This window comes from Haloarcula salinisoli, from assembly GCF_019599405.1.
Classification (GTDB): Archaea; Halobacteriota; Halobacteria; order Halobacteriales; family Haloarculaceae; genus Haloarcula; species Haloarcula salinisoli.
In genome coordinates this window covers 614,404-627,840 of sequence record NZ_RKLQ01000001.1, presented here as the reverse complement: position 1 = coordinate 627,840, position 13,437 = coordinate 614,404, and the positions used below count along the sequence as shown (strand labels likewise).

Sequence of the window (13,437 nt, the reverse complement as noted above, 5' to 3'; positions counted from 1 at the left end):
GTCGGCGCCCTGCTATCACACGTCCATATCTGTTTATATCCGCTCGGGACCAATATAAGGCTGTTATGAGAGACCAGCGATACCCCTTCGACGGCATGGACCGGTTCTTCGACCAGATGCGCCGGGAGATGTTCGGCGGCATCGGGCCCCAGAGCCGACAGTTCGGTGACAGCCGGCGAGAAGCACCGGCCATCGAGAGCGCCGACCAGCGGAGCTGGGACGCTGGGGTCACCGTCGAGGAGACAGACGACGGCTTCGTGGTCCTCGCTGACCTCCCGGGTTTCGACCGGGACGAGCTCTCCATTCGCCTCCACGACGACGTGCTCCACCTCAGCGGCGAACACGAGGTCGGGGACGGGATGAGCTACCGGAGCCGACAGGTCAGCGAGCGGATTACGCTCCCAGCCCACGTCGACCCCGACCACGTGACGGCCAGCTACCACAACGGCGTCCTCGAAATCCAGTTCGAAGTGGTGTCCGAGGACGACGCCGGCACGGACATCCACATCGAGTAAGCTGGGGTCTGCGGTTGCTATCGGCGCCGGACTTGTCATCCTCCCGATATTCGCTATCGGAGGCGGGCCCGTCGTCCGCGCCAGACGGTTGCTATCCGGTTTTCAAACGATTTTCAACGTGTACAGTGTTAACATCCATTACATACTTGTCCGTCCTCGGTGAACGACCATGCAATGGGTGCCCCACCGAGCTGGTTCGAGGCGGAGGCCGCCTACAGCGACGACGTCACGGAGTTGGACACACTCGGTGAACTGTTCGCGGCGACCGCGACCCGCAACGCCGAGCGGGACGCCCAGCAGTACAAGGGCGGCGTCTACGACCGCTCGCTGACGGGCGAGATACTCCCGAGACCGCCCGACGGTGCCTACGGACGGCTCAGCTACGAGCGGATGGGCGAGCTCGTTCGATATCTCGCCGCCGGCTTCCGCGAACTCGGCGTGAGTAGCGACACCCGCGTGGGCATCTTCGCGTCGACGCGGATGGAATGGGCGCTAACCGATTTCGCCGTGCTGTCGGCCGGCGGGGTCGTGACCACGGTGTACACCGACTCCTCGGAGAAACAGGTCCGCTATCTCCTCGACGACCCGGACGCCGAGCTGGCGGTCGTGGGCACCGACGAGCAGTTAGAGCGGGTGCTAGCGGTGGAGGACGACCTCGACCTCGAGGCCGTCGTCACGATGGACGACTGCGCGCCCGACCGGGCGGACGTGCTGACGCTTTCCGACGTCTACGACCGGGGCGAAGCCGCCTTCGAGTCCAGCGAGTACGAGACCTGGCTCGCCGACCGGTCACTGGACGACCTCGCGAGCATCATCTATACCTCCGGGACCACCGGGCAACCGAAGGGGGTAGAGCTCACGCACAGGAACTTCCGGACGAACGTCAACCAGACGCGGCGGCGGCTTGGGCCCCGTCCGGACAAGGCCCCTGGGCTCCCGACGGTCGCGGCCGGGAAGCGCTCTATCGCCTTCCTCCCGCTGGCCCACGTCTTCGAACGGCTGGCGGGCCACTTCTTCATGTATGCCTCCGGTGTGACCGTCTGCTACGCCGAGAGCCCGGACACGCTGGCCGACGACCTGGAACAGGTTCGCCCGCACTTCGGTGCGAGCGTCCCTCGCGTCTACGAGCGCATCTTCCGGCGGATGCGCGAGCAGGCCAGCGCCTCGCCGGTCAAAGAGCGCATCTTCGACTGGGCGCTGGGCGTCGCCAGAGAGCACGCCCGCACGGAGGACCCGGGGTCACTGTTGACGCTCCAGCACCGACTCGCGGACCGTCTCGTCTACAGCACAGTCCGCGAGGGAGTCGGCGGTGAAGTAGAGTTCATGGTCAGCGGCGGCGGGAGCCTCTCTAAAGAGCTCTGTGAGACGTTCATCGGGATGGGTATCGACATCGTCGAGGGGTACGGGCTCACCGAGACGGCACCGGTCATATCCATCAATCCGCCGGAGGACCTCCGGCCGGGGACGCTCGGCTACCCGGTAACCGAAATCGACATCCACATCGACGAACACGTCGTCGACGAGAGGGAGTTCGACGACGCCAGCGGTCGGCTAGGCGAGCTGCTCGTCGCCGGCCCCAACGTCACCGCGGGATACTGGGCGAACCCGGGCGAGACGACCCGTGGATTCACCGAACTTGAGGGGCAGCGCTGGTTCCGGACCGGCGACGTGGTCGAGCAGACCGACGACGGCTTTCTGGTGTATCACGACCGAATCAAACAGCTCCTGGTGCTCTCGACGGGGAAGAACGTCGCCCCACAGCCCATCGAGGACCTGTTCGCGACGGTCGACCGAGTCGACCAGATAATGGTCGTCGGCGACGACGAGAAGTTCGTCGGGGCGCTCATCGTTCCCGACTTCGAGGAGATGGAACGGCTCGCGGCCAGGGAGGGTATCGACCTGCCCGACGACCCGGCCGCCCAGTGTGACCACGAGGCCGTTCGCGGCTGGGTTCAGGCCGCCGTCGACGAGGCCAACGCAGAACTGGAGCGCACCGAGCGCATCAAGGCCTTCGAGCTGGTCCCCGAGGAGTGGACAGCGCGCAACGACCTCCTCACGCCGTCGATGAAGAAGAAGCGCCGCAACATCCACCAGGAGTTCCAGGACGCCGTCGACGCTATCTACGCCGAGGAGTAGTATGGTTGCTGATAACTGGCCCGCGGTGTTGAAGTAGCTACTCCCCCTCCAGTACACAATGACAGACGGGACTCACTGGGTCGCGACCGACGGTGGCCGGTCGCGTGACACCGGTCGGCTGGACCCGCTGTTCGATGTCCTCCCCGACCCAGCGGTGCTCGTGGATTTCGGTACGGACGAGCCGCGCGTCCGTCGCATCAACGACGCGTTCGCGCGGGCGTTCGGTCACGACACCGAATCGGTCGTCGAAGAACCGCTTGACGAGCTGCTCGGGTCACCGTCGTCCGAGGCCGTACGTGGGGCACTCGCCGGCCCGGCGGATGGCGTCTGCGAGGTGCGTCGCGAGACGGTCGAGGGCCGGGAGCGCGAGTACCTGTTCCGGCGCGTCCGCGCCGACGGTTCGGACCAGGTGTACGGGCTCTACACTGACATCACCGAACGGACGGCTCACGAGGCGAATCTGACGGCCCTGCACGAGACGGCCCGGGAGCTGATGGCGGCCGAGACGACCGACGAGGTGGTCGACATCGGCGTCAACGCCGCCAGGGACGTCCTGGGCTTCGAGATAAACGCGATTTACCGGTACGACGAGGAGACAGACACGCTCGACCCGGCAGCGACGACCGCACGCAGCAGGGAACTGCTCGGTGAGCCCCCGAGCTTCCCCAGCGGGAGCAGTATCGCGTGGCGGGCCTTCGAGACTGGGGACGCCGTCATCTGTGACGACGTGCGCGAGGACCCGGACGTGTTCAACCCGTCCACGCCGTTCCGCTCGGAGCTGCTACTTCCACTGGGCGACTACGGCGTGTTAGTGGCCGGTTCGACCGAACCGGCGACGTTCAAGCCGACCGACCGCTCGCTGGGGCAGGTGCTGGCCGCGAACATCCAGTCGGGGCTCCAGCAGGCCAGTCGCGAGGAGACGCTCCGTGAGCGCGAACAGGCACTGGCCCGCCAGAACGAGCGCCTGGAGGAGTTCGCCTCTATCGTCTCGCACGACCTGCGGACGCCGCTCGACCTCGCGGGCGCCCACCTCGAACTGGCCGCCGAGGACAGCCAGGCCAGCGACCACCTCGACGACGTCGCCGCGGCCCACCGCCGGATGTCCGAGCTCATCGACGACGTGCTCACGTGGGCCCGCGAGGGCGACGCCGTCGAGTCGACCGAGCCCGTCTCGCTGCCCGCGCTGCTCTCGGCGTGCTGGGCCGACCGCCAGCCCGACGGGGCGACCCTCGAGATCACGACCGAGCGCACGGTCCCGGCCGACCGCAGCCGGCTCAGACAGCTGTTCGACAACCTGCTGGACAACGCCGTCACCCACGCCGGGCCGGCGGCGACGATACGCGTCGGTGACATCGACGGCGGCGTCTACGTCGCCGACGACGGCCCCGGCATCCCACCGGACGAGCGCGACGCCATCTTCGACTTTGGCCACGCGCTCGCCGCCGAAAGCACCGGCTTCGGACTGGCTATCGTCGGCGAAATCGTCGAGGCCCACGGCTGGTCGATTTCCGTCACGGAGAGCGAGCGCGGCGGCGCGCGCTTCGAGATACAGTTCTGAGACCGACCCGGCCACGCGACCGCCGCACTGAAACCGCTCGCGCGGGTAGGGCGCCCATGACCGACGACTACGCCGAGGAACTTCGCCGGAATCGCGCCGAGAAAGACGACTTCTTCGCCGAGCACCCGCAGTCGCCCATCCCGCCGGAGGAACGGGATGGCTTCGACGGGCTGTCGTATTTCGACCCCGACCCGACCTACCGCGTCGAGGCGTCGGTGACCCGCCACGACGACCCCGAGCCCGTCGAGATGGAGACGACCGACGGGCGCGTGGTCCGGTATCTGCACGTCGTCACCTTCGAGTTCGACATCGACGGCGAGGCCGCCACCCTCCAGGGCTACCGGCAGGCCGGCGACGACCCGGGCCAGCTCTTTGTCCCGTTCCGGGACAAGACGACAGGCCAGCAGACGTACAAACGGGGCCGCTACATGGAGCTGGAACACGACGGCGAACTGGCCGACGGCGACACCGTAACGCTGGATTTCAACCTCGCGTACGCGCCCTTCTGTGCCTACAGCGACACCTTCTCGTGTCCGCTCCCGCCCGAGGCGAACTGGCTCGACGGTGCCGTCGAGGCCGGCGAACGGACAAACTGACCGTCCGAGAGGGAACGGCTTTTCAGGCCGTCGTTGCTACTGCGTGGTATGTCAACCGTGTCACGCGAGCGTCCGCGCCTCCAGTCGGCCATCGCGCTGGTCTCCGCGCTGGGTCTCGGGGCCGGCGGGCTTGCACTCGGGTTCGCGCTGCTCGTCCTGACGGTCCTGGGTATCGGGCTGCTCACCGGGTCGGGACTGTCGACCTTCGGCTTCCTGGTCCTCAGTCTCGTCCTCGTCCAGGGTATCGGCTGTGGCGGCGTCGCGCTGAGCTACTACAAGCTCAGGCCGGTCATCGCGCCGCGTGTGCGGTCCGCGCTGGACATCGGCGGCGAGGGGCCGGCGTTCGGGATTCCCGTCTCGGTCCCGAGCCTGCGTGAGGTGGGTATCGTCCTCGCGGGCTACGCCGCGGCCATCGTCTGGGTGATGATATCCGGCATCCTGCTGACCGTCCTCCAGGAGCTCCGGGGCCAGTCACTCAACACGGGAGAAAACGCCGCCGCGGAGCTCGGGCGGTCGAACCCGGAACTACTCCTGCTGTTGATTCCAGCGTCGATACTCGTCATCGGTCCGGGCGAGGAACTGCTCTTCCGCGGCGTCGTCCAGGCGCGCATCCGGGAGCGGTTCAGCCGCGTGCCGGGTATCGCCATCGCCTCCCTCTTTTTCGCGGCGCTGCACATCGTCGCGCTCGTGGGCGGCTCGCTGGTGGGCAACCTCGTCGTCGTGAGCATCCTCTTTGGCACCGCGACGGTCTTTGGCGTCGCCTACGAGTACGCCGAGAACATCGTCGTCCCGTCGCTGATACACGGCCTGTACAACGCGACGTTGTTTACCCTCCTCTATGTCAGCCTGACGCTGGGCGACGAACTGCCACAGCAGGGACAGGCGCTGCTGGGACTGGCCCTCCCGTAACTACTCGCGGGCCGCTTCGACGTGGGCGGTCGCCTCGTCGGGTGTCATTCCCCGGACGCCACACGCACAGGCGAGCAGCTCCGGGTCCGCGAGGTCGTCGACCTGCTCCCGACTGGCCCGCTCCAGTGACCCGCTGTCGGGGTCGTAGTCGAAGTAGACGCGGTAGCTGACCTGCGAGACCCCCTCGATGCGGTGGGTCTCGTCGGGGTCCGGGTCGTGGATGGCCGCCTCGTGTTCGGCCTGCATCGTCTCCTTCCACTGTTGCAGGTTCGACTCCGGGTCGGTGTCGTCGGTCATGCACGGACGCTGGCGGCAGACGGACAAAAAGGCCGGTGTCGAACGGGCGGCGCTACAGCACGTCGGCGTGGTGCTCGACCATGTACGGCTCCATCGGGTCCGAGCGTTCCCAGAGGTACTCGAACAACTCTTTGCCCCACTCGACCGCCGCCTCGGTCTCGGAGACCAGCGTCGCCGAGGTGTCCGAGAGCGTCGGCTCCGCTGCATCTACCGTCGGGAGCCCGAACAGGACGAACTCGTCGCCGACGACCGTGGCGAACTGACACCTCGTGAGCCGCATCTGGACCGCGGGCAAGTCCTCCACCTCCTCGCGGTGCCCGTCGCGATAGCGCTGGACACTGATGTCCGTCGCCTCGCGGGTGACGAGCATCCGCGTCTCCGGGGTGTCCGGGACGTTTCGCTGATGGTTCAGCGAGTAAAACGGGGTCGTGATGTCTGGGGCGTCCGCAGCGGCCATCCGGCTCACGGCGATCTGCTCGGCCCGATTGGGTTCGCCCGGGCCGTCCCGGTAGACCTCGTAATCGCCCAGCTCGGGGAGCCGACGCCGGAAGGGGTCGGGAATCACGTCGACGCGGTGGGTCTGCCAGTACTCCGGGTCGGTCGCGAGAAACGACTCGGTACCCTGCCAGACCTCGATGCTGTCGGCTGCAATCTGTCCCTGCGCGGTCAGTGCCCATCTGTCCCCGACATCGCGGGCGATACCCCGCTCCTCGAGCGCCGAGAGCGCGTCGTACACCGCCGTGCTACTCGCAGAAATCCCTGAGAGCAGTTCGTCGGTCGTGGTCGGACTGTCGGCGAGGTCCTGGACGATGGCCGTCCGGACCGTGGACGCGATGACGAACTCGTTCGGCGAGTCGGTCGGCATCGTTCTGACCGACTCGCCACAGTGTAATAAAAACACTCCGCGGACCGGTCCGTTCCACCGGCGGTGGACCGAAAAACGGGCGCCTGCGCGTTCCTGTTGGCGCTTCGACAGTACTTATTGTGGATTCGGTCCTGCCTGTCACTGTGTCCCGCATGATAGTTCGTTACACGCCGCAGTTCCGAACGGAGCCAGCACGATGAGTAAGCTACTCGACGGCCAGACTGCAGTCGTCACGGGAGCCGCGAGCGGCCTCGGCCGGGCTATCTCGCTGACGTTTGCCGACCACGGCGCGGACGTGGTCGTCGCCGATATCCGCGAGGACCCGAAGGAAGGCGGCGACCCGACTCACGAACGTATCGAGGCCGAGACGGACCAGCGAGCCGAGTACGTCGAGTGTTCGGTGACCGATTACAGTGACCTCGAGGTGGCCGCCGAAGTCGCCGGGGAGCTCGGCGGCCTGGATATCTGGGTGAACAACGCCGGCGTCATCTCCCACATCGACTTCCTGGAGGTCACGCCAGAGGACTTCGACCACGTGATGGATATCGACCTGAAAGGCGTCTTCTTCGGCGCGCAGGCCGCCGCGAAACAGTTCCTCGACGAGGAGACGCCGGGGACCATCATCAACATGGCCAGTCTGGCGGCGGTGCGTACCGGCGCCGATATGCCGGTGTACGGGCCGGCGAAGGCCGGCGTCCAGCAGCTCACGTACTCGCTGGCCGACCGCTTTGGCGACGATGGCATCCGCGTCAACTGTATCAACCCCGGCTGGACCGAGACCCAGATGCTGGCTGAGTCGCCGATGGCGGAGGGCGAGGAGGGCCAGCGGTTCCAGGAGATGTTGCTGGGGGCGATACCGCAGGGTCGCTTTGGCAAACCCCAGGAGGTCGCAAACGTCGCCCTGTTCCTGGCCAGCGACCTGGCCTCCTACGTCAACGGCGAGCGCATCGTCGTCGACGGCGGGTTCGCACACACCTGATGCCAGTGGGGATGACCCACCGCCAGCCGGCGGTTACCGCTGTGAGTCCCGCAGAATCAACGGCTCGATAGCCAGCGTTCGTTTCGCGATGGTGACGATGCGCAGCACGTACGCAGTAAACAGCAGGTACGGGGTGAGTGTTATCGTGAACGCGATACCGACGAGCACCGTGATGTGTGCCACACCGAGCGTGCTCCCGGGGAGTGTCGCGGCTTCGACGACGGTGAGCATCACGCCGGCGACGACCAGCGCCGGAATCGCCGCGTACAGAATCAGCTGCGAGAGGGTGACCAGCTCCCACTCGAAGTACAGCGTCTTGACGTGCTCTCTGGCCGGACCGAACATCGAGAGTGCCGTCTTCAGCTCGGTGAGGAGCTGTTGTTCCGGTTCTCCCAGGTCAGCCGCGTGGTCGCTTGCGATGCGTTCTACCTGGAATATCTTCCAGCCGTAGTTGAAGTTCAGCGCCGCGAACAACACGTCGAAACTGCCGAATTTCGCACCGTCGAGTTGCTCCTGGACCAGCTCGGCGTTGCCGACGAGACTCTCGGTGAACTCCTGGATTTCCCACTGGAGCTGGTCGTTTTCGACGTCGCTCAGGCCGTCCCGAACTGCCTCCACACGCTGTTGGGCCAGGGCGACGAGACTCTGGAGAAACGCCGACGGGTCGGCCGGACTGGGCGCGCCGACGAGTTCCTCGGTGTAATCGCGAAAGTCCATCGCGTTCTCCATGCGCTCGCGCTGGTCGCCCAGCGGGCCGTTCTCCTGGGAGAGCACCAGCTGGCCGATGGTCACGACCAGTGTGACACCGGTGATTATCCCGCCGATCATGGTCGAGAACATCGTCTCGATAGTGTCACCGGACCTGAGCTGTGGCACTACTGGTGGCGGGAGCACCGTCACGAGTGCAACAAAGAGGACGAACACGCACAGTGCCAGCACGCCAGTGACGTGCCAGCGGTTCGCGGCGAGTAACAGCCAGATTTTGAGCCGACTCTCCCCGGCCCGCTCGCGCATGGTGTTTTCGGTGCTGACGTCGATATCGGTGTCGACGTTCGGGTTCGTATCGCCGTCGATGCCGTCGGCGCTCACGGGGAGTCGTCCCCGCCGTCGTCTGACGACCGCGCCGGACGCTCGAACACGAGGAACTTCGTCCCACCACCGGTGTATTCGATGGTGTCGACGAACCGCCACCCCTCGGCGGCGAGTTCGTTCAGTTCCGCTTTGGGGTCGACCGATTCCTTCTGGGTCTCGCCGCGGGGGGGTCTGCGCGTCTCGTACTCCCAGCGGTCGGTCTCGGATACCTCCATCACTGACATGTCTTCGCGGAGACGTATAACGGTGACCGCTCCGGGAGCTGGCCATCCACCGACCGTGTACGTACCACCCCGGTGAACGGGCCCGTAATCGACTTGAGCGAGCCTGGGGCGAGCGATAGTCCCGCCAGTAGGGTACGTGAAATGTCGCCCGGAACACTAACGTCCGGCATCATCCTCGGCGGAGAGTCACGCCACCCGCAGGGTCACTAGCGTTGGGTGCTGCGCATCGCATCCCGGACGAGTTTCTCCTCCGCCTTCTGGAGATGCGTCGTCACCGTGCTCGGTGCACAGTCCAGCGCCGCGGCGATATCCTCGTGTGTCGACCCGCGCGGCTGGTCGTAGTATCCCAGTTCGAGCGCCGCTTCGACGGTCTCGCGTTGGCGGTCGCTCAGCCGGCGTGTCGGCTCGTCGAACACCGACGGGAACTGGCTAATCCGTTCTATCTGCAGGTCCACGCCGGGGGGTGTCCCGTCGATGGCCGCCTGAAGCGACGCCGGGTCGCCCAGCGCGTAGCTGTACGACCGGTTGTCGCGATAGACGAGCGGTTTCCGGACGACGAGTCCGGCACGGGCTGTCGCCCGCATGAACTCGTTGAAAAAGGGGACGGCGGCGAGCCGAGCGTCCACCAGGGCGTACGAGACGGGGCCGTCCACGCGGGAGCAGGCGACGCCGTCGACGCCGTCGGTCTCGGCGGCGGCGTCCCGGAACAGCTCTAGGTCCCCATCGACGGCGTACACCAACGTTCCCACGTCGTCCGCAGCCAGATTCCAGTCGAGCACGCGTAGCTCTTCGATAGCCGGCGATTCCGAGACGACCTGATAGAAGTGCGGCAGCAGGTCCGTATCGATAGTCGTCGTGATTTCGAGCTGTTTCATCCGACAGCGTCTCCGTGCCGGAGCCGACTCGCCCGCGACTCTTATAAACCCATTGAGCATACCCCACAGAACCCTTTCCGCCGACAGCGACGGAGTGGCCCACATGGCAGGCCACACACCGGATGTCGTCATCTACGACGCGCTGGTACTGACAGTCGACAGCGACAATCGGTTGCTCGACGGCGGCACCGTCGTCGTGACCGACGGCCGGATTACCGAGGTTCGCCCCAGCCGGGCGGACGACGACCGACTCGACGCGGACCACAGCATCGACGGCGACGGCAAACTCGTGCTGCCGGGGCTGGTCAACACGCACACGCATCTGGAGATGACACCGCTGGTCGGCGCGGTCAGCGACTGGGACCTGCGAGAACTGCTCCTCCAGATGACGGTGTTTTTCGACCGGCTGGACGACGAGGCCCTCGCGTACTTTCGGCAGGCGGGGTACGAACTCGCGGCGCTGAACTTCCTCCGTGGCGGGGTCACGACCGTCAACGCGATGGATATTCGACCCGGACAGGGCGCCGAGGTGTTCGGGTCGGCGGGGCTCCGTGGGTTTTTCGGCCCGGCGATGACCGACCTCTTCTGGGACGTGCCCGTCGCGGAGCAGTTCGACCGGTTCCGGAGCTTCGTCGAGGCCCACCACGACACCTACGACGGCCGAATCAGGGCGACCATCTGTCCCCACGACGACTGGTCGTGTTCGCGCGAGTTCTGGGAGCAAACCGCCGACCTCGCCGCCGACTATCCCGACCTGCTCGTCCACACCCACCTGCTCGAACTGGCCGAGAGCAACACGATGGGCCGTGCGAACGGCGGCGACGACTCGCTCGACATGCTCGAATCGGTCGGTCTCCTTGACGACCGACTCGTCGCCGCCCACTGTCGGGTGGCCGACGACGACGATATCCGACGGTTTGCAGCGGCCGACGCCGCCGTCGCGCACTGCCCCTCGGTGGTGGCCTACTGGAACCCGGATCCGGAGATGCAGTGGACGCCGGTCCCGGAGATGCGGGCCGCCGGCATCGACGTGGGGCTGGGTATCGACGACCACTACTGGCACGACTCCTACAACATGTTCGGCGAGGCGCGACAGGCCCGAATGGCTGCCAATCTGAAGCGGACGGCCGGCCAGTACGAGTCGATGGAACTCCTGCGGATGCTTACCATCGAGGGGGCGCGAGCGCTCGGCGTGGGCGACCAGATTGGAAGCATCGAACCTGGCAAACAGGCGGACCTCATTGTACTGGACGTAGACAAGCCGAAGTTCACGCCGCTGACGAACGTCCCGGCACAGGTCGTCAACGGCGCGACGCCCGCCGACGTGGTGACGGTGCTCGTCGACGGCACCGTGCTCCTCCGGGACGGTACGGTCGAGACGATGGAGCCCGACGCCGTCCGGGACCGCGTCGAGACTGCCGTCGAGCGGTTCCAGGACGAAACCGACTGGGACCTCTCGCTTGCCGGGGGCGAGCCACCGGGCACCGCGTCGACACTGCGTGACATCCCGAAACGGGGACCGGCGAGGTTACTCGGGCGGCTGGCGGTGCAACACGTGAAAGACACAGTCTCTTGGTGAGCGGTGCTTGCAGGTCTGCCAGCGTCGACCGCAAAATGTCGCCCGGAACACTAACGTCCGGCATCATCCTCGGCGGTGTGCCACGTCAGCCGGCAAACCCTCGTGCCGGGCGAGCGACGACGCAGTCGTCGCTAGCTGCCGAGCCGGCGTCAGCCGGCTCGGAGGTCGCCCGATAGGGCGACGGTTGCTGAGACGGCGCAAGCCGTCGAAGCGCGCGGTTTACGGCCGCAATCGGGCAGTTTCCGACTGCCAATCGAGCGGGTGACGACCGCCAGTCGGGCAGGTCACGCCTGCCAGTCGTGGTGGCAGAGCCACCGGATGTACCGCGCCCGGGTTCTCCGGTCTCTCATCGTCCCCCAAGGGGGGCCTCGGCCGGGGATTAAAGGCACGCAGCGGTAGTACGCGAGTGTCGTACCTAAGGCTGGCGTTCAGATGGCGTACTCGGCTTCCCGGAGCTGGACGTAGCGGCCGTCTCTATAGCCGAACTTCCCCCACTTGTACTGTGCGACGAGCTGGATTCCGTGGACCCCACCGCGGAGCGCGGCGTCGGCCTTGATACCCCGTCTGTCCATCAGGCTGTTTGCCGTCTCGAACGCGCGGTCCCAGTCGCGAGGACCCCAGTCCCGGACCAGGTCCGCGAACGTGACGTTCCGCAGAATCTCGTCGCCGATGGCGGCGTGCCACTCGCGATTGTAGTTCTCCAGCGACTCCTCGGCGGCGAGTCGGCCCGCAATCTTCCCGGTGCGGACGGCGACGTGGTCGCCGCCCTCGTGGAACGCCGAGGTGGCACCCATCGCACCGCCGACGACGGCGATACCGGCTCCGGCGGGCGACTCGATGGGGCGGGTCGAGGAGATGGGATAGGTCTCGGTCCCCTTCGCCTTGCCGCGGTCTTCGACGACGGGGAAATCGTCGAGGTCGTAGCCGGGGAACTGGCGTTCGAGCAGGCGCTCGATGTACTGGGTCCCGCGGGGGATGCCCTCGTCGTCGGGCCGCAACAGCGCCCACTCGCTTGTCTCGAAGTCGTCGATATCGAGCCCGATAGGCATCGTCAGCCCGATGCGGGCCACGTGGTCGTCGTTCGGGAATATCCACGGGTACGCCGTGTGGCCGGGCATCATCCCCCACCAGAACTCGATGAAGTCGGGGTCGAACAGCTCCTCGGGCATCCGGCGGTGTTCCTGGTAGGCGATGTGGTTGGCCTCGTTCGAAGGCATAATCTCGCCCATGGTCCGGTCGAGCAGGAACTGGTCCAGCGTCGGGCCGGTGATAGTCCGCTGTGGGCCGTCCGCGAGCACGACGTAGTCGGTCTGGATATCCTCGCCGTCGGCCAGTTCGACGGTGTGGCGGGGCGACGCCGAGAGCGTGGTGTCGACGCCCGTCACGGAGACGCCGACGCGGTAGTCGGCGCCGGCCGCTTCGGCCCGGCCGCGGAGCCAGTCGTCGAACTTCGCACGGTGGAACGTGAAGCCGAAGCCGTCGTAGCTGGCGTCGATACCGGTCTCGGTCATCGCCAGCTCCGAGCTGGGACCGTAGAACTTCGCGCCGTCGAGTTCGCTGAGGACGATGTCCTCGGGAATCTCGTCGGGCGCGTAGTCCATGATGTCGAGCCAGTAGTCGAGCAACCCGGCGGCGTCAGTCGAGTCCGGCCCCGGACCGGCACGGTCGGCACGGGGAACCCCCTTCTCTAGAACGACCGTGTCAGCGCCGCGGGCGGCGGCCGCCTCGGCGGCCGACGACCCCGCCGGACCACCGCCGACGATGGCCACGTCTACGTCTTCCATACCCGCTACGGTGCCCCCCGGCGGCTAA

General features: G+C 66.5%; 13 protein-coding genes. 7 read left to right on the top strand and 6 right to left on the bottom strand.

Translation table 11 applies throughout. From position 1 onward, the window contains the following. The first annotated feature begins 65 nt into the window (after positions 1-65). The 5 genes from EGD98_RS03240 to EGD98_RS03220 all read left to right on the top strand — a co-directional run bounded on the left by EGD98_RS03240 (position 66) and on the right by EGD98_RS03220 (position 5,714). The gene (locus tag EGD98_RS03240; protein ID WP_220586917.1) at positions 66-515 is read left to right on the top strand and encodes an Hsp20/alpha crystallin family protein; all 450 of its coding nucleotides are present in this window, start codon (positions 66-68) and stop codon (positions 513-515) included. A 174-nt stretch (positions 516-689) separates the two neighbouring features. Continuing rightward, a complete protein-coding gene (locus EGD98_RS03235; RefSeq protein WP_220586916.1) occupies positions 690-2,651 on the top strand; it encodes an AMP-dependent synthetase/ligase in 1,962 nt (653 codons plus the stop codon). Positions 2,652-2,709: 58 nt separating this feature from the next. Continuing rightward, on the top strand, positions 2,710-4,209 hold the full coding sequence (locus EGD98_RS03230; RefSeq protein ID WP_220586915.1) for an ATP-binding protein: 1,500 nt from the start codon (positions 2,710-2,712) through the stop codon (positions 4,207-4,209). 56 nt (positions 4,210-4,265) lie between these two features. Further along, on the top strand, positions 4,266-4,805 hold the full coding sequence (locus tag EGD98_RS03225; protein ID WP_220586914.1) for a DUF1684 domain-containing protein: 540 nt from the start codon (positions 4,266-4,268) through the stop codon (positions 4,803-4,805). Between the two features lie 48 nt (positions 4,806-4,853). Further along, positions 4,854-5,714: a CPBP family intramembrane glutamic endopeptidase gene (locus tag EGD98_RS03220; RefSeq protein ID WP_220586913.1), complete on the top strand. Its 861-nt coding sequence runs from the start codon at positions 4,854-4,856 to the stop codon at positions 5,712-5,714. On the opposite strand, the gene EGD98_RS03215 is transcribed toward EGD98_RS03220, so the two are convergent. Together EGD98_RS03215 and EGD98_RS03210 are read right to left on the bottom strand one after the other, a co-directional pair. Beyond that, positions 5,715-6,011, bottom strand: a complete 297-nt coding sequence (locus tag EGD98_RS03215; RefSeq protein WP_220586912.1) for a hypothetical protein — start codon at positions 6,009-6,011, stop codon at positions 5,715-5,717. A gap of 52 nt (positions 6,012-6,063) precedes the next feature. Beyond that, positions 6,064-6,876: a helix-turn-helix transcriptional regulator gene (locus EGD98_RS03210; protein WP_220586911.1), complete on the bottom strand. Its 813-nt coding sequence runs from the start codon at positions 6,874-6,876 to the stop codon at positions 6,064-6,066. Between the two features lie 196 nt (positions 6,877-7,072). On the opposite strand from EGD98_RS03210, the gene EGD98_RS03205 reads away from it, so the two are divergent. Beyond that, a complete protein-coding gene (locus EGD98_RS03205) occupies positions 7,073-7,855 on the top strand; it encodes an SDR family NAD(P)-dependent oxidoreductase (RefSeq protein ID WP_220586910.1) in 783 nt (260 codons plus the stop codon). Between the two features lie 33 nt (positions 7,856-7,888). Here EGD98_RS03205 and EGD98_RS03200 read toward each other — a convergent pair whose 3' ends face one another. From EGD98_RS03200 to EGD98_RS03190, 3 genes are all read right to left on the bottom strand, one after another. After that, a complete protein-coding gene (locus tag EGD98_RS03200; protein WP_220586909.1) occupies positions 7,889-8,944 on the bottom strand; it encodes a DUF7972 family membrane protein in 1,056 nt (351 codons plus the stop codon). Continuing rightward, complete coding sequence (locus EGD98_RS03195; RefSeq protein WP_220586908.1) at positions 8,941-9,162, bottom strand: DUF4177 domain-containing protein; 222 nt, start codon at positions 9,160-9,162, stop codon at positions 8,941-8,943. The genes EGD98_RS03200 and EGD98_RS03195 overlap by 4 nt, the downstream gene beginning before the upstream one ends. Before the next feature lie 215 nt (positions 9,163-9,377). Continuing rightward, positions 9,378-10,046, bottom strand: a complete 669-nt coding sequence (locus EGD98_RS03190) for a helix-turn-helix domain-containing protein (RefSeq protein WP_220586907.1) — start codon at positions 10,044-10,046, stop codon at positions 9,378-9,380. Positions 10,047-10,149: 103 nt separating this feature from the next. Here EGD98_RS03190 and EGD98_RS03185 point away from each other — a divergent pair, with 103 nt between their 5' ends. Then, the gene (locus tag EGD98_RS03185; RefSeq protein ID WP_220586906.1) at positions 10,150-11,625 is read left to right on the top strand and encodes an amidohydrolase family protein; all 1,476 of its coding nucleotides are present in this window, start codon (positions 10,150-10,152) and stop codon (positions 11,623-11,625) included. A 428-nt stretch (positions 11,626-12,053) separates the two neighbouring features. Here EGD98_RS03185 and EGD98_RS03180 read toward each other — a convergent pair whose 3' ends face one another. Continuing rightward, entirely contained in the window at positions 12,054-13,409 is a 1,356-nt protein-coding gene (locus EGD98_RS03180; protein ID WP_220586905.1) for an NAD(P)/FAD-dependent oxidoreductase, read from the bottom strand. Positions 13,410-13,437: the final 28 nt, after the last annotated feature.